The following is a 17213-nucleotide window of genomic DNA, read 5'->3' on the forward strand; positions in this document are numbered from 1 at the left end:
ATCACATAACAAAACTATGCTGGTGTAACAATTTACATGGTCTCCATTTTTATCAATCAACACCAATTCATAGTTTTTAATGGATTTGTTGATTAAAAGCTCAGATATTAATTGCTCTCTTTGGTTTTTATCTGCATAAAAGTCAGAAGTATTTCTCCCAATCATGTGTTTTCTACTAAAACCAACAATGCTTTTTATTGAAGGACTTATTTCCAGAATTAAACCATCTATTGTAGCTTCATAGTAAACATCAATTATATTATTAAAAATCTCGCGATACTTGAATTCATTTTTGGCAAATTTCTCTTCTATTTCGTGTTTTTCAGTAACATCAATGATAACACCTTCAAGATATTCTAATTCCCCTTTTTTATTGAACACACCTTCTCCTTGCTCCCAAACCCAGGCAATATGGCCTTTTTTATTTACTAAACGATAATTTAATAACCATTTCTTTTTCCGATTAATCGCTTTTTGAACATCATTCCAAACTTTTTCCTGATCATCTTCATGAATCAAACTACTGTAAGATATGTTTTTGTTAGAAATGATATCAGCTGCTGTATAACCGGATATTTTAGCGAACCCCTCACTGATGTATTCCATGGTCCAATTAGCATCATTTTTACATCGGAAGATAAAACCATTTAAATTGCTTAATAGGGAGTTTACTTCTCTGGGTATGTTTTGAAGTAATTGTTCTTTTTCAGTAGCCTTAACCAACTTCTCTTCAAGTTCTTTGATTGTATTTTTTAGTTTTTCAATATTATCCATGGTTAAAGCTTATGTTTTGAATAAATGAATCTGCTCAAAAATAACAGAAGAAAATAGGAATACATTTTTATTCGATAATTATTTTTTTAATTATTGCGGAGCTAATAAATAAGCGAGATTCAAAATAATCAGAATAAGAGCGTTGAGCATTTCTGTTATAAGCGCTATAATAGGGGATGCTTTGTAAGATGGGTTCTAAATCAGTCCATTTTGCCCAAAAAAGAACACTTTCTTTGATTTCTACTCCATAAACACTGGAACTATATAAAGGAGCAATTGCTATGGGTTGATATGCTGGATTTCCATTATTTAAAACAATAGAATCAAATAATATTAAATATCTAGAAATTGATGTAAATGAAAATGGATTAACCAAAATAGTATCTACAAAATAATCAGGGTAATTGGGATCAGGAGCATACTCAATGCTGTCAATACTGAAGCCTAATTTTAGGATTTCTGCAGCTGATTTTGTATTAGTTAAATTTGTGTCTCTATAAACTTGAATTGATTTTCCCTTGTAAGTACTTGTAGCTAGATTGTAAATAATTTCTCTAAATCCATTTTGGCTTGCACTTAATGTGCGGTTTTCCATGTGACTATCATCAATTATTTGTAAAGAGCGTTGTACTATGCTGCCATTTAGATTGTTGTTTTGAGCAAATACCTGCAATGAAAAAGCTGTATAAAGCAAGAGAACACTTAGTTTGAAAAATATTTTCATAATTGAAATTTTACGTAAAAATACAAAACATTTCAACTTACAGTTTACACATTATTAACAATTGGTTAGAACATACCATTGATCAAATCATCCTGGCTAAAACCTGCGAAATAATTCTCAATTTCAAAAGATTTTAGTGCCAATGAGATAGCTTCTTTTTGATGTATAATACCAGTTAATGCTTGTTCAATTTCTTCTGTTTCAGAACGGTGGAAATAATCTCCATAGAATTTTATCTGATTGATTTTTCCTTTTACAACATCTAAATTTATGTCCAGATTTCCGCCTTTGGTTTGAACACTTTTTTGGAAATTGTATTTTGGAGAATAGCCAAAATTCCAATCCCAAATGCTGTATTTATTATTGGCTAATTGTTGAATTTTTTGTTGATCCTTTTCGTTTATTTTGTACAAATGAGAGTCACTATATAACGATTTAATGTAATTCATGATCAGCTCAATGAAATCAATAATATCAATAGGATGATTCAGATGTTCACTGATATTGGTAACTCTACTTCGAACAGATTTGACAGCCTTGTCAGTGAATTTAAGTGGATTTACCTTAAGAGCTTCTGTCAAACTGGATATATTGGCTGAAAATAGTAAAGTGCCATGGTGTAGTACTTTGTTTTGCCAAACATGCTCTGCGTTTCCAGAGAATTTTTTCCCTTTAATTGTTAAATCATTTCTGCCTTCAAATTTGGCATCAATTCCAATCTCTTTCAACACATCAATTATAGGTTGTGTGTATTTTTTAAAATCAACCAGTTTGCCTTCTTCTCCTTTTTTAATGAAAGTGAAGTTTACATTACCTAAGTCATGAAAAACGGTTCCTCCTCCAGATAATCGCCTAACTACAGGAATTTCATTTTCATTCACATAGTCCAGATTAATTTCAGCTAAAGTGTTTTGGTGTTTCCCCACAATAATGGATGGAGAATTTCGCCATAACATAAAAATATCTTCTTCAAAGTTTTTGATGAAATATTCTTCGGTAGCCAAATTGAAATATGGTTGAATGGAGGTATTATAAATACAAAGCATTTTTTTCTTTTAGGTCAGCACTTTTGCAATAATGGTGCAGAACGACAATTGTTTATTTCTTTAGCTTTTTGACCGTGACGTTTATTTGGTCTAAAAAATGTTTTTCAACTTCTGATAAATCATTTTGTTTAAGTGCTTTATATTTTTCATACTCCGCATGTGCTTTCCGCAAAGCTTGTTGGTGGCTTATCGTTCCGGGATGGTTCAAAACATCTTTTTTTGTCAATTGAAGGAAACTATCAAGTTGCTCAATCCAGTCTATCATGTACATTGGAGTTAGGTTGAGTGCTTGTATTTCTGCTATTTCAAGAAATGCGGTTACAATCCGATTTAATATATCCAACTCTGGTTTTGAAAGATAGTTTTTGGCAATTTCTGATTCTTGTTTTGTTGGTTTTGTTCCTTTAAAATTACTAAGACCAAGATTGCTTTTTGTTGAATCTACTCTTTGAAAAATAAGTTCAGCAGCCGTTTGACCGTGAGCTGCCCAATGCATTTTGTTTTGAACCGTTTTAAAAAACATTGCCGACATTTCTAATGAGTGGTCGTAATCAATACTTGTTGCATAAATATCTAAAACCTTTCGCCAAAATACTTTTTCAGATGAACGTATATCCCGAATCCGGGCTAAAAGTTCATCAAAATAATTGCCTCCACCAGCTTGTTTTAGAAAATCATCGTTCATGGTAAAACCTTTGACGATGTACTCTTTCAATTGTTTGGTTGCCCAAATTCGAAATTGTGTGCCACGGTGCGATTTTACCCTATAACCAACCGAAATAACAACATCAAGATTGTAATAATTTGTTGAATATTGTTTTCTATCAGAAGCAGTTGTCAAGTATTCCTTGACAACTGAAATTTCATCCAATTCGCCTTCTTTAAATATATTGCGAATGTGTAAACTTATGTTTTGCTTTGTTGTTTGAAAAAGTTCAACCATTTGAGCTTGCGAAAGCCAAACTGTTTCTTCTTCTAAACGAACATCAATTTTGGTTTGCCCGTCATCGGTTTGATATAGTAGTATTTCTGAGTTATTCATTTTGTCCAAAATTGAGTTTAATTCAGTTTTTATCTAATTCATCAAAAAGACTATTTTTTATTTAGCCTCCCAGCAATTTAATATTTCACCGATATAAGATCGATGATAATCTTTATCAGGATAGTGTTTGTCAATGCTTGGGTCTAAAAATAATTTTGGTTGTAAATCATCAATATATATTTTTTTGCATTCCATAGCCAAATTTGCTTCAGCAAAAACTATTTGATTGTTTGGAGTAACTAAAGGTGTTAGCCCACATTCAGCTATTTTATCGACATCTTTTCCACTATATTTTCCGCAATAGGCCAAGGTTTTCCTGTGTTTTTCTTCAAAAAAACAAACGGTGAAAAAATCATTTTCTTCAGAAAATTCATACGTATATCGGGTAGGTCGTATATACGTTGTGATAACAGCTTTATTCCAGAGTACCCCAAAGCTTCCCCAACCTGCGGTCATGGTATTGTATTTTTCACTATTTCCTGCTGTAATCAGAAACCAGTCTTTTCCAATCAATTGAAATGGATTTTGTTTTAAGTCGTAAGGAGAAACAGCATTAAAATGTTCATGTATTGTCATAGCATATTTTTTTGATCAAGAGTAGAAATAACTCTCTTCCTGATCGGGGTTTTATAGAATTGTAGGCTGTTTTGAAATGAATGAAATTAAAACAGGGTCTGAATAAGTTGGCATACTCGGTTTCTGTTCCACCAAATGGAGGATTATCTTTACCAAAATCATGGATGAAAAGCAGAGCCATGAATTTACCATTTTCATCTAATAGCGATTTGATTTTTTGAACATAATCAATTCGTTTTACTTTAGGTAAGGAGCTGAAAAATGTTTGTTCAATTATCAGATTATATTTGCCTGAATGATTGAAAAAATCATCCGTAATTACTTGTTCTTCAGGAAAATCAGGGACTCGTTGTTTGAAATTTTCAATAGCAGTAGGAGCAAAGTCCATATAATGAACTTGATTAAATCCGTTTTTGAATAAATACTCAACTTCATAGCCATTTCCTGCACCCGGTACTAAAATGCTTATATTTTTATCGCTAAGCTGATCAATATATTCTTTGATAGGAGTTGAAGGATAACCAATATCCCAACCAATTTTATTTCCAGAGCTATAGTTCTGATCCCAATATGTAGGAGAGAATTTTTTCATCCTTTCAAAATTAGAAATTTAAGTTTTAGAATATGAATATCTTTGCCAGAAATTTAAGAAAGTGAATATTGAATCAATTCGCAAATATTGCTTACTAAAAAAGGGAATTTCAGAAGGATTCCCTTTTGATGATGTAACCTTGGTGTTTAAAGTCATGGGGAAGATGTTTGCACTTATCAATATAGATAAAATGGAAAGCATTAATTTGAAATGTGAACCAGATGTAGCACTTGAATTACGAGCCAGTTTTCCTGAAATAGTTTTGCCTGGCTGGCATATGAATAAAAAGCATTGGAATACAATTAAACTGGATGATTCAACTGATAAAGAATTCATTTTTAAATGGATAGATCATTCATATGATGAAGTCGTAAAAACACTTTCAAAGAAATTGCTTGAAGAATTTAGAAAATTGTGAAAGCTATGTTTGCAGCATGAAAGATGCTCACAACAAGCGAATTATTAGGAAAAGCTGAAACAAATCGGTACCAAACCAAAGATGATAGATTTAACCCAGGGAAAAGAAGGCAAACAAATTTTACGCTTTGCACTACCAATGCTTTTAGGAAATGTTTTTCAGCAACTATACAATATTGTTGACAGTGCTGTAATTGGGCAGGTTGAAGGAACAGAAGCACTGGGTGCGGTAGGAGCTTCTTTCCCCTTAATTTTTGTCCTGATTTCCATGATTATTGGATTGGCATCTGGATCAACAATAATCATTTCACAATATTTTGGAGCAAAGGATATTGAAAATGTCAAGAAAACAATAGAAACTATGTTTATCTATTTGTTTTTTGCTTCTATTGCTGTGTCAATTATTGGCATTTCTCTGAGTGGACCAATTTTTAGCATGTTAGATGTTGCTCCTGAAGTATTGCCTTTGGCTAAAACATACTTTAATATTTACATTGGGGGAATTGTATTATTATTTGGATTCAATGGAACAGCAGCTATCTTACGTGGACTAGGAGATTCAAAAACACCATTGTATTTCATGATCATTGCAACAGTCATGAATATTGGTCTGGATTTACTTTTTATTATTGTGTTTAAATGGGGTGTAATGGGTGCTGCAGTTGCTACTTTAATCTCTCAAGGTGGTGCATTTATTAGTTCGATTATTTATCTAAACCGAACACACGATATTTTCCAGATTACCCTCTCGAAACTACGGTTCGATAGGGATATCTTTAATAAGAGTATGCGTATTGGTTTGCCGTCTGGATTACAGCAAACTTTTGTTGCATTGGGGATGTTAGCCTTGATAAAAATTGTAAATATTTATGGAACGACAACTTTGGCTGCTTATACTGTAGCCGGACGCATTGATATGTTTGCAGCATTACCCGCTATGAATTTTGCAGCCGCTTTATCCGCATTTGTTGGTCAGAACATTGGTGCCAATAAAATTGATCGGGTTCGAAATGGCTATCGAGCTACTCTGTTAATGTCTTCTGGGATTTCGATAGCCGTAACCATATTTGTGGTGTTTTTTGGAAATTCCTTAATGGGTTTGTTTTCAAAAGATCCTGATGTGGTCAGAATTGGACATGAATACCTGATTATTGTGAGCTCATTTTACATATTGTTTTCTTTTATGTTTATGACCAATGCGGTACTTAGGGGAGCTGGAGATACGGTTGCACCTATGATAATTACTTTACTTGCCTTGTGGGTTATCCGGGTTCCTGCTTCTTATTTGTTATCGCTACAGTTTGGTGAAACCGGAATTTGGTGGGGTATTCCTGCAGCCTGGGGTTTTGGAGCTGTGTTTTCCTATATTTATTACAAAACAGGACGATGGAAGAATAAGGGAGTGATAAAGCATGCTGTTAAATAAGAATTTAATTGAAATTACATTGATCAGTAGATTTATTTGCTCCAGCAAAGTCTCCATATGAAACTCTGACTGAATTCCTTTGTGCAATTGTCTTGCTTTGTAATTCAAGCTATAACGTCCCTAAAGGGACTGGTTCTGTTTTTATTATTTATTCTATAATTATGCTGTCCCTTATGGGACTAGCATATCAGATACTTTCTTTTGTCCAAAATGTCCCGTAGGGACACCATGTCTATAGCAAATTTATTTGCGAAGAATTAAGCCCTGCTAAGGGCGATATAATTCTTCAATTTCATTTAATGTATAATGTTGATCAAATTCAATATTAAATTTCGTTAATAATTCCTGATATTCAGTCTTGAAGCTTTGTTTTTTATGATGTTCTTCTTGTCTTCTAATATAATTGATAACCGTATCCAATTGAGAATGAGCATAGGAAAAAGCACCGTATCCTGCCTGCCATTGAAATTTGCCTTTGACAAATTTTTTCTCATTGATCCATTTGGATGAACATCCTTTAACGTCCTGCATCAAATCAGAAATAGATTGGATGGGTTTCATTCCATAAAAAATATGGATATGGTCGGGCATACCACCAATGGCTAATAATTTATGTCCATTATTTTGAACAATGCCTGTGATGTATTTATACAATTCATCTTTCCATGATTTTGAAATAATGCTTTCACGTCCTTTTACAGCAAAAACGGATTGAATGTAGATTTGTGTGAATGTGTTTGCCATAATCTTTTATATTTCGTCCCTATGGGACTGGTTCTGTTTATTATTTATTCTATACATATGTTGTCCCTAACGGGACAAGCATAACTCATTCTATCAATTAATCCTAAACGTCCCATAGGGACATTATATCTATAGCAATTTAATTTGTGAAGAATTAAGCCCTGTTAAGGGCGATATAATCCTTCAATTTAATTTAGTGTTTATTTTTGATCAATTTCAATGCTAAGTTTAAGAATAGCTATACATGTTTGACAAAGATATCTTTTCCTTTTCTTTGAGATATTCCCCCAATAGCTTGAGCCTTTATACTAGCTTCTTCCAGATCATATAACAGACTTTTAGCATTTTCCTCTTTAAGAGAAAACATCAATCCCCCAGATGTCTGTGCATCCGCCAAAATCAATTTCATTACCTCAGGAATGCTTGCTGCAAATTCAACTTTAGAAGAAACAAAGTCAAGATTGTTTTTAGTTCCTCCGGGAATAATGCCCGATGTGGCAAACTCAAGAACTCCATCAAACAATTGTATTTTCTCGGCATAAATTTCAGCACTTACGGCTGAAGCTGTTGTGAGCTCAGATAAATGTCCTAACAAACCAAATCCTGTAATATCTGTGCATGCATGAATATTATATTTAGAAGCAATTTCAGCTGCTTTAGCATTGAGTTCACTCATGCTTGAAATGATGTCATTGTTTTGCTTCTCATTCAGCAATCCTCTTTTCATGGCTGTGGATAGGATGCCTGTTCCAATGGCTTTGGTTAAGATGAGAACATCACCAACTTTCGCCCCTGAATTTGTCCAAATTTTATCCGGATGACAAGTGCCGGTTACCACCATTCCAAATTTGGGTTCGGGATCTTCTACAGTATGTCCGCCAAGGATTGAAATTCCTGCTTCTGTTGCTTTGTCTTCCGCACCCTTGAGGATTTGGGATAGAACTTGCTCTGGCAATCGTTTGTCAGGAAAACCAACAATATTTAATGCAAATAGTGGTTTTGCACCCATGGCATATATGTCGCTGATCGCATTAGCTGCTGCAATGGCTCCAAATTGATAAGGATCATCAACAATTGGGGTGAAGAAATCAACGGTTTGAATGATGGCTGTTTCATCATTTATTCTATAGGCTGCTGCATCATCAGAAGTAGAATTTCCAATCAGGATATCAGGATGATTGCTTGGTTTCAGGTCTTTCAGAATTCGTTCTAAATACTGTGGCCTTATTTTGCAAGCACAACCTAATCCATGAGTAAATTGGGTGAGCTTGATTTCTCCAGTATCTATTGTAGGGCTAGATGTATTTGAAGATAGTTTTTGAACGGCTTTAATTATTTGTTCGGCTGCAATTTCAATGTCTGCTTCTGACGTATTCCGTCCTACAGAAAAGCGAATGGCACCCATCGCATATTCTAAAGGAACTTTCATGGCTTCCAAAACAGAACTTACATCCACTTGTTCTGCATGGCAGGCAGCTCCTGCAGAGGCTGCAATTTCTTTGAGTTCTGAAAGTAAAGTGTTGGCCTCAACATTTAGAAAACTGATATTCAGGGTATTTGGTAGCCGCTGTTTAGCATGCCCGTTTAGTTTTGTACTTTCCAATTTACTTTCTAGTGTAGTGTGTAATTTATCTCTCACTAGAGTAAAGTGTTTTTGATTGCTTTCTAAATCCCGTTTGGCAATTTCTGCAGCTTTGCCTAAACCAACAATTTCCAAAACATTCTCTGTTCCTGCCCGTAAATTTTGTTCATGATCGGCACCATGCATGAGTTTCTCGAGCTTGATCCCTCGTTTAATGTAGAGTGCACCTATTCCTTTTGGTGCATAAAGCTTGTGTCCGGCAATGGATAGCAGATCAACTCCTAGCTTAGTGACATCTGCTTCAATTTTTCCTAGACTTTGAGCAGCATCCGTATGAAAAACAATATTATGTTTTTTTGCAATCTGACTTATTTCTGAAATGGGCTGAATACTTCCTGTTTCATTATTGGCATGCATGATAGAAATTAGGATAGTAGATGGCTTGACTTCTTTATCAACATCCTTTGGATTGACAATCCCAAACTCATCCACCTCTACATAGCTTATTTCGAAACCATTCTTTTCTAAATATTTACACACTTCAATAACAGCAGGATGTTCAATTTTTGAGGTAATGATATGATTGCCTTTATTTTTATTGGCTAAAGCTATTCCTTTAATTGCATAGTTATTCGACTCGGTTCCACCACTGGTAAAAACGATTTCATCAGGATAACAATTAATCAAGTCAGCAATTTGTTTTCTTGCTTTTTCAACTGCAGTTTTTGTTTCAATGCCATAAGAGTGAGAACTGGAAGGATTCCCAAAATACTGATCGAGATAAGGCTTCATTGCCTCTGCAACTTCACTAGCAATAGGGGTAGTTGCATTATAGTCAAGATAGATAATACGCATAGATTCAATTATATAAAGACAATATTATTTTGTAACTTCGTTAATCCCAGAGCAGAACTCCGAAAATTCCAAATGAGTTATCAAATCTACTAATTATTAACTTTTGCTTGTAGCAGATCGTTAATTTTAAAATTGAAGAAATGAAAAGACTTGTTGTTTTATTACTGATATATCCCTTTTTATTGTTTGGTCAGGATTTCAAAAATATTGAAGGATTGCAATATGTGGGCATGTTTGAAGCAGGTGAGAATGAGGAATTGAACCCAGGTACGCTAGAAAAAAATGGCAATTACTATATTATGGCAATTAGCGATACTAATGGCTTAGGGTATTTGCATAGATATCAGCTAAGCAAAAGCGGTGATTATAAACTTAAGGCTATCATGGAAGTAGGTTGTACTCAAAATAGAGCATTTGCAGGACAACTTAGTTTAACGCAAGACAATCAAATCATGGTTTTTACGAGCTCTTTTGACAATAGCTGGGATAATAATGAATTGTGTATCTCAACTTATGATGCGAAGGATAATAAGTATGAAAAAGTTCGTCTTTTAGGTGAAATTAATGATGTTCAGAAGGCGGAAGCATACCCATACATTTCTGCTGATGGCCTACGATTGTACTATATTCTGAACAATGAAGTCTACTTTACTTCGAGGTCTGATTTAAAACGATCCTTTGGATATCCTCGAAATATTTCAATCGATAAAAGTACGAATGATATCAATATTGTTTCCTGCTGGCTTAGTTTGGATGAACTGAACTTATACATCACAGGAGATGAAAAAGTTTATAAATGCAGTAGGACTGCATTAAATGAAAAATTTAGTTCTCCTGAAATATATCTTCAAGGATTTGGGGGATTTATATCTGGTTATAGCATGAGTGAGAAAAATAAGCTGGTGTTTATTTATTACAGCGGACCATTAGAATATCCTAAACCAAAGCCAAATGAATATTTTGATGATAGTGAAGTTATATTGATATACAAGATTAAGAAAAACTAAAAAAGAAAAAATTATTTCATATGCTTATTCAATGTTTGAAAAGCAAAAAGGCAAATAATCGGCTTTTTTGATTCCTAAACCAATTGTTAAGATTCATTTTCATTCTACTCTAAGGCTTAAATACATTTACTTATTTAATTTTTATTATTTTTACGGTTAGGTTTAACCAAATTCACAAGTATGCAAGCTGCATTACTCATTGTATTTTACTTTATTACCCCAATACTTATTAATTTTCTATGTTATCGATTCAGCTTACTCAAAAAAGTTGGAGCCATTCTAATTGCCTATCTGCTCGGCTTGATTGTTGGAAATATTGGTATTTTTCCTGAGGCAAGTCTTTTTTTAAGGGAATTAATTGCTAATAAGAATATTGATATAAGCATACCTTATTTGCAGGAATTAGTTAATGCTGGAACATTGGCTGAATCTGATTTGCAGTATTATTCCATGTATAGCATTCAAGATTTAATGACAACAATAACGATTGCTTTTGCTTTACCCTTGTTGCTATTGTCGTTAAACATTCGTGCATGGTTTAAAGTGGCAGGTAAAACTTTCCTTTCATTGGTTTTAGGTCTGGTATCAGTACTAATCCCAATTACTATCGGTTTTTTTATTTTTCGAAATCATATCGATGAAACATGGAAAGTAGCCGGCATGATGACCGGAGTTTATTCTGGTGGAACACCTAACCTGGCTTCCATTCAGAAAGCATTGGATGTAGATAACCTGACATATATTTTAACCCATACATACGATTTGATCATTGGAGCATTCTTCCTCTTATTTGTAATGTCAATTGGTCAGCGTGTTTTATTACGCTTTTTGCCAAAATACAAACCATTTAGTAAAACCTCAGCTAATGAAATTCAAGAGGTTGAAAGTAGTGAAGAGCAATCTTTTTTCTATATAATGAAGAAGACTTTTGTCCTTCCATTACTAGCCGCATTGGGGATCGCAATTGTTATTATTGGAATAAGTGTAGGCGTTGGGGAACTAATTCCTAAAGACTTTCAGATGATGGTTATTATTTTAACCATAACCACTTTAAGTATCTTGGCTTCATTGATAAAAAGAATAAACCGTATTCAAAAAACGTTTGATGTTGGGATGTATTTTATTTTGGTTTTTAGTCTTGTGGTTGCCTCCATGGCCGATTTAAGAAGTTTTTCATCTTCTCATTTACATATTTTTTATTGGGTGTTTCTCGTATACGCTGGTTCCCTTATCATTCATGTCGCATTGGCTGCCTTATTTAAAATTGATGCAGATAATGTGATTATTGTCTCAACGGCCTTAACCTGTTCACCTCCCTTTGTACCCGTAGTTGCCGGAGCTTTAAAGAACAAGGAAATTATTATTTCTGGAATAACCGTAGGAATAATCGGTTATGCAATTGGTAACTACCTGGGTGTTTTCATTGCTTATTTATTTAAGTCATTACCATTATGAGTTTTATTGATCTGATTACTCAGCGCCAAAGTGTTCGAAAATATGCCTCTGCTAAAGTTGAGCAGGAGAAAATTGATATCATCTTACATGCTGCTCGTTTAGCACCATCAGCCAGTAATTCGCAACCATGGCATTTTATAGTTGTTAGTGATCCAATTCTAAAAGATAAAGTTGCAAAAGCCACTTTTAGTAAATTGATTCCATTCAATAAATTTGCTGTTCAGGCACCATTACTAATGGTTATTGTTAAAACCAAGTCAAAGATAATTACCCAAATAGGAGGGCGTATTAAATCAAGAGAATTCCCACTCTATGATATTGGCATTGTGGCCGAACATATTTGTTTGCAAGCTGCAGAATTAGGATTAGGAAGCTGTATGCTTGGTTGGTTTAATGAAAAGAAAATAAGAAAAACGCTAAGAGTTCCTGTTAATTTTGATATTGCTTTGGTTATTACCTTAGGTTATGCCGCAGAAGGATACAAATTGAGAGATAAGAGAAGAAAGACTATCAAAGAAATGACAAGCTATAACGTTTTTAACCATAAATCGATTTAATGATTCTAAAAATAAACCTTATGAAAAAGATCTTTACACTAATTATGATCCTACTTTTCACTCTTTCCACAATGAGCTATGCTCAAGAGGATAAAGAAGACAAAAAGAAGAGCGAAGAATCGGAGAAAATAAAAACGGGTTGGACATTTGGATTACTACCTGCCGTTGCTTTTGATACAGACTTAGGCTTTAAATATGGTGGATTAATAAACTTCTACAATTTTGGAGATGGTTCCACCTATCCTGATTATTTACAGTCTATTTACCTTGAAATTTCAAGAACTACAAAAGGAAGTGGTGTTAATCAATTGTTTTTCGATTCAGAACATATGTTTCCAAAGAAAAAAATTAGAGTAACTGGTGATTTAAGTTATTTGACTGAGCAGGGATTGGATTTCTATGGATTCAATGGGGCAGAAGTTAACTTTAATCCCAATTTGCAAACCGAAGGCGAAACAGATTATGTTTCCAGAATGTATTACAGACACGCTCGTAAAATGGTTCGCTTTTATGCTGATTTCCAAGGATATATTATTCCAGATAAGTTGCGTTGGCTTGGCGGATTTGCGTTTTATAATTTTAACATCAGCACAGTAGATATCGACCGACTGAATAAAGGCAAGGATAGTGTTGATATGTTACCCCATACCGAATCGCTATTTGATAAATATGTCAGCTGGGGACTGATTTCTGCTGATGAAGCTGATGGAGGACATAGTCAGTTTCTAAAAGCTGGATTAATTTGGGATACGCGCGATATTGAAGCCAATCCGGGCAAAGGTATATGGACTGAAGCCTTATTATTGACTGCACCTTCTTTTTTGGGAAACAAAGAAAGTTCATTCACAAAATTTGTGTTTACGCATCGGCAATATTTTACGCTTATAAAAAACAGGTTGAGCTTTGTTTATCGATTAGGCTATCAAGGAACAATTCAAGGGGAAGCTCCATTTTATTTACAAACTTTACTAATCAGTAGTTATTCTCCTTCTGTTATTACTGAAGGACTTGGAGGTGCAAAATCCCTGAGGGGAATCATGAGAAACCGCGTAGTTGGAAATGATATTGCCTATGGAAATTTTGAGTTCAGATGGAAAGTCATTCGCACAGTTGTGGGAAAACAAAATCTATATATTGCCTTGAATCCATTTGTGGATATTGGTCGGGTGATTGATCCAATTGATGTTGATCAAACTTTGGTTCAATTAGATCCCGGAGAGTCATTAACAGACTATTTTTCAGGAAATGACGAAACTTTCCATTTTACCTATGGCTGTGGTTTGCATATTGCACTCAATGAGAATTTTGTTTTAGCGATCAACTATGGTATGGCAGCTAACAAACAAGATGGCAAAAGTGGTTTGTATATTGGAACTAATTGGTTGTTTTGATTTTCATATAGCTCAATAATTCGAAGAGATGACTTTTATCAAAAACTTCAACAGTGTACAAGCGAGGAAGATGTAATGGATGTTTACATTAAAGTATTAGGGCTAAAGAGTTATTCAAAAAATCTTTTTGACATTTAAACTAATGAAATATGGTTTGAAGCAAAAGATACGGGTAAGCGTATTTTGCTCACATTGATGCAAGAACTTAGGATAAATGATCCAAATTAAAATTCCCTGAGTACTAATTATTCAATTGGTCGTGTAGATATTATTGGTTCTTTAAAATATCAGGAATACTTAAATCTTTGCATATTTTCCGACAGAGATTTTCTTTAATATCTGGGTGTCTTGGAACAGTTGATATTTCTCCCGTTTTTGAATTCTTATACAGGGAATGCTTTCCTCATTCTCTAAGGATGATACAGGCGTTTTGTGCAAGTTATTTAATGAATCTGTTTCTTTTCACTATAGGCTAAAACTAAGCGTTTGCGTAATCAAATCTTTTACTATGTTTTTTTTATTTGATTTCTGACTTGCACGTCTTTCTTCAAACATCAAATTAATAGCATCTGTTAAATTTTCTTTCGCTTCTTCGATTGTTTCACCCTGACTGTTAATCCCTGGGATTTCATCAATATATGCAATATAACCACCTCCTTCACAAGGTTCAAATATGGCTGTCATTTCAATATTGCTCATAACATTAGGTTTTATCGAAGTTACATCTTTTTGCATAAATCGTATTATTGAAGAGCTCGTTTTTATATTCCGAAATCAGAGTAATAAGTTGTTATATCCAGGATTATAAATGGGAAATGCCTGTCCTGGAAATAGTAGGTGAACCAATCCAAATAAAATACAGATCCTCAATAGTTGATAGTAATTTAAAATGAGAATTGGATATTTCCTACAAACCTTTAATCGGATTCTAATTATTAACTACTTTTGATACACATAGTTTATTCGATTTCTGAATTGAAGAAAAGTATGTGGAAAATTCAAAACTAAAAATTTATGAAATTCAAATCTAATTCAATCTTCAATTTAGTTTCCTTACTTCTTTTTTTTGCATTCATCTTTATAAATTGCAATGAAGAAGTTGTTCCGCCAACAAAGTCAAAACCTGTTGTTGAAACAGAAGTTGTAAGTAATATTGGAATGACAACTGCAACTTGTGGAGGTGAGGTTATAAATGATGGGAATTCTTCCATAACAGAAAGAGGAGTCTGTTGGAGTAAACAACAAAATCCTACAGTAAGCGACAATAAGACCGCTAATGGAGCTGGGACTGGAAGTTTTGTATCTGAGTTAACACAACTTGACATGAATACAACTTACTATGTAAAAGCTTACGCCATTAATTCTATTGGGATATCTTATGGCTCTTCGGTTAGCTTTACAACGAAAGACGAAACAGTTACAGATATTGATGGGAATTTGTATCATGTTGTAACTATAGGTCAGCAAGTATGGATGGTCGAAAATTTGAAGGTTACACGATTTCGCAATGGTGATCTGATTTCAAATGTTACAGATCAGAACCAGTGGTATGGGCTGACTACACCAGCACTCTGTTATTACGATAATGATATAAATTATAAAGCTACTTATGGGGTTATTTACAATGGATATGTTGTAGTTGATACAAGAGATATATGTCCTGAAGGGTGGAAGATACCATCGGATCAAGATTTTGATGAATTAGCTGCTTTTTTAGGATATGATGATGTTGCGGGAGGAAAGCTTAAAGAAACTGGAACAACACATTGGGAAGCGCCAAATACAGGGGCTACAAATGAAACAGGATTCACAGCACTACCTTGTGGTTCAAGAGGCCCCATTTCATTTATGATGCTGGGCAAAATTGCATATTGGTGGTCGTCATACGAAAAAGTAACAGGTCACTTGCAAGGACGTTATATCAAGCACGATGAGGCCAAATTTGGACCCAATGTCAATGAAAAAATCAGAGGATTTTCTATTCGTTGTATTAAGGAATAATTCGTAGTTCTTAATTAGGCCGATACCATGAACATTAGTAATATTACCAGAGCAAAGCTTTCAATTATAATGATAGAGATAAGACAATAAATTACTTTTGTTGAAAATAACACAAAAAAAGTGCAACTACAATATGTGGTTGCACTTTTTTATTAGTAAAATAGCAAAACTATTTCTTAGTTAATGCATCTCTGATTTCACCCAAAAGTACCTCTTCTTTTGAAGGAGCAGGAGGTGCAGCAGGAGCTTCTTCTTCTTTCTTCTTGGTTGCATTCATGCCTTTTATAATCATAAACAATACCCATGCGACAATTATGAATGCTATGATTGCATTAATAAACAAACCATAACCCAACGCAACTCCACCTGCTTCGCGAATAGCTGTTATCGACTCCATATTTACTCCAGTCAAATCTGCTGGATCTTTAAGTACAATAAATAGATTCATGAAATCTGGCGCATTGAAAATGGCAGATACTATTGGCATAACGATGTCATTAACCAATGATTTTACAACTGTTGCGAATGCAGCTCCAATGACAATACCTACAGCCATATCGACCATATTACCCTTTACTGCAAAGGCTTTAAACTCTTTTAGCATACCCATAGAATTAAATTTTAAGGTTAGTTAATTAAAAATTCAACGTATTCAAATATACGAAAATGAAAATAAGTAGAATTGGTAAATGTCAACTTTTTGGTGTAAGAATTGAAAAATTGAATAATGATTTTTTAGTCAAAAGGCTATGAATAGAGGATCGAATACCTGTTTACGACATGAATTAATTTAAGAGCAAACCGTTTTCGATACAAGTTGATTAAGCTCCTAAAGCCTGAGATGGTCTAAGTATCTTTCGATGTCTTTATTCTACCTAAAATCCATTCAGTGTCATGGTAACGGTAGGAATCAAGAGTAGAAAGCCAAGCACAGCTAAAATAATCATAAGAGGAGTTATCCAGCGCACCCATTTTTCATAGGGGATTTTCGCAACACTTAGCACACCTAGCAATACACCAGATG

General features: G+C 34.1%; 18 protein-coding genes. 7 read left to right on the top strand and 11 right to left on the bottom strand.

Features of this window, described 5'->3' with window-relative positions:
• The 6 genes from HOG71_07715 to HOG71_07740 form a co-directional block, all read right to left on the bottom strand.
• Nucleotides 1–774: PAS domain S-box protein (locus HOG71_07715; GenBank protein MBT5990726.1), on the bottom strand; the 774-nt coding region annotated here is incomplete at its 3' end.
• Between the two features lie 67 nt (nucleotides 775–841).
• A complete protein-coding gene (locus tag HOG71_07720; protein MBT5990727.1) occupies nucleotides 842–1498 on the bottom strand; it encodes a hypothetical protein in 657 nt (218 codons plus the stop codon).
• Between the two features lie 65 nt (nucleotides 1499–1563).
• Nucleotides 1564–2544 (bottom strand): lipoate--protein ligase, encoded by a 981-nt coding sequence (locus HOG71_07725; GenBank protein ID MBT5990728.1) that lies wholly within the window; start codon nucleotides 2542–2544, stop codon nucleotides 1564–1566.
• Nucleotides 2545–2596: 52 nt separating this feature from the next.
• The gene (locus tag HOG71_07730; protein MBT5990729.1) at nucleotides 2597–3586 is read right to left on the bottom strand and encodes a virulence RhuM family protein; all 990 of its coding nucleotides are present in this window, start codon (nucleotides 3584–3586) and stop codon (nucleotides 2597–2599) included.
• Between the two features lie 57 nt (nucleotides 3587–3643).
• Nucleotides 3644–4162 carry a flavin reductase family protein gene (locus HOG71_07735; protein ID MBT5990730.1) on the bottom strand — a complete coding sequence of 173 codons (519 nt, stop codon included), beginning with the start codon at nucleotides 4160–4162 and terminating at the stop codon, nucleotides 3644–3646.
• A complete protein-coding gene (locus tag HOG71_07740) occupies nucleotides 4149–4754 on the bottom strand; it encodes an SAM-dependent methyltransferase (GenBank protein MBT5990731.1) in 606 nt (201 codons plus the stop codon). Before HOG71_07740 ends, HOG71_07735 begins: the two co-directional genes overlap by 14 nt.
• Nucleotides 4755–4815: 61 nt before the next feature.
• Between HOG71_07740 and HOG71_07745 the strand changes: the two genes are divergently transcribed.
• Both HOG71_07745 and HOG71_07750 read left to right on the top strand, forming a co-directional pair.
• Nucleotides 4816–5172, top strand: coding sequence for an MmcQ/YjbR family DNA-binding protein (locus HOG71_07745; GenBank protein MBT5990732.1), 357 nt, complete (start codon nucleotides 4816–4818; stop codon nucleotides 5170–5172).
• 81 nt (nucleotides 5173–5253) lie between these two features.
• Nucleotides 5254–6597 (top strand): MATE family efflux transporter, encoded by a 1344-nt coding sequence (locus tag HOG71_07750; GenBank protein MBT5990733.1) that lies wholly within the window; start codon nucleotides 5254–5256, stop codon nucleotides 6595–6597.
• Nucleotides 6598–6864: 267 nt separating this feature from the next.
• Here HOG71_07750 and tnpA read toward each other — a convergent pair whose 3' ends face one another.
• Complete coding sequence (gene tnpA / locus HOG71_07755; protein MBT5990734.1) at nucleotides 6865–7341, bottom strand: IS200/IS605 family transposase; 477 nt, start codon at nucleotides 7339–7341, stop codon at nucleotides 6865–6867.
• A gap of 238 nt (nucleotides 7342–7579) precedes the next feature.
• Nucleotides 7580–9778, bottom strand: coding sequence for a selenide, water dikinase SelD (gene selD / locus HOG71_07760; protein MBT5990735.1), 2199 nt, complete (start codon nucleotides 9776–9778; stop codon nucleotides 7580–7582).
• A gap of 140 nt (nucleotides 9779–9918) precedes the next feature.
• Here selD and HOG71_07765 point away from each other — a divergent pair, with 140 nt between their 5' ends.
• From HOG71_07765 to HOG71_07780, 4 genes are all read left to right on the top strand, one after another.
• Nucleotides 9919–10785: a hypothetical protein gene (locus tag HOG71_07765; protein ID MBT5990736.1), complete on the top strand. Its 867-nt coding sequence runs from the start codon at nucleotides 9919–9921 to the stop codon at nucleotides 10783–10785.
• 180 nt (nucleotides 10786–10965) lie between these two features.
• Nucleotides 10966–12240 (top strand): DUF819 family protein, encoded by a 1275-nt coding sequence (locus HOG71_07770; protein MBT5990737.1) that lies wholly within the window; start codon nucleotides 10966–10968, stop codon nucleotides 12238–12240.
• Entirely contained in the window at nucleotides 12237–12797 is a 561-nt protein-coding gene (locus HOG71_07775) for an NAD(P)H nitroreductase (GenBank protein MBT5990738.1), read from the top strand. Before HOG71_07770 ends, HOG71_07775 begins: the two co-directional genes overlap by 4 nt.
• 20 nt (nucleotides 12798–12817) lie before the next feature.
• On the top strand, nucleotides 12818–14188 hold the full coding sequence (locus HOG71_07780) for a hypothetical protein (protein MBT5990739.1): 1371 nt from the start codon (nucleotides 12818–12820) through the stop codon (nucleotides 14186–14188).
• Between the two features lie 465 nt (nucleotides 14189–14653).
• On the opposite strand, the gene HOG71_07785 is transcribed toward HOG71_07780, so the two are convergent.
• Nucleotides 14654–14872: a type II toxin-antitoxin system HicB family antitoxin gene (locus tag HOG71_07785; GenBank protein MBT5990740.1), complete on the bottom strand. Its 219-nt coding sequence runs from the start codon at nucleotides 14870–14872 to the stop codon at nucleotides 14654–14656.
• Nucleotides 14873–15202: 330 nt separating this feature from the next.
• Here HOG71_07785 and HOG71_07790 point away from each other — a divergent pair, with 330 nt between their 5' ends.
• Complete coding sequence (locus tag HOG71_07790; protein MBT5990741.1) at nucleotides 15203–16189, top strand: hypothetical protein; 987 nt, start codon at nucleotides 15203–15205, stop codon at nucleotides 16187–16189.
• A 169-nt stretch (nucleotides 16190–16358) separates the two neighbouring features.
• Here the strand turns inward: HOG71_07790 and mscL are convergent, their stop codons facing one another.
• Together mscL and HOG71_07800 are read right to left on the bottom strand one after the other, a co-directional pair.
• The gene (gene mscL / locus HOG71_07795; protein MBT5990742.1) at nucleotides 16359–16799 is read right to left on the bottom strand and encodes a large conductance mechanosensitive channel protein MscL; all 441 of its coding nucleotides are present in this window, start codon (nucleotides 16797–16799) and stop codon (nucleotides 16359–16361) included.
• Nucleotides 16800–17064: 265 nt separating this feature from the next.
• Nucleotides 17065–17213, bottom strand: a 149-nt coding sequence (locus HOG71_07800; GenBank protein ID MBT5990743.1) for a hypothetical protein, incomplete at its 5' end; no start/stop codon positions are given.

The sequence above is a fragment of the Bacteroidota bacterium genome (assembly GCA_018698135.1).
GTDB lineage: Bacteria > Bacteroidota > Bacteroidia > CAILMK01 > JAAYUY01 > JABINZ01.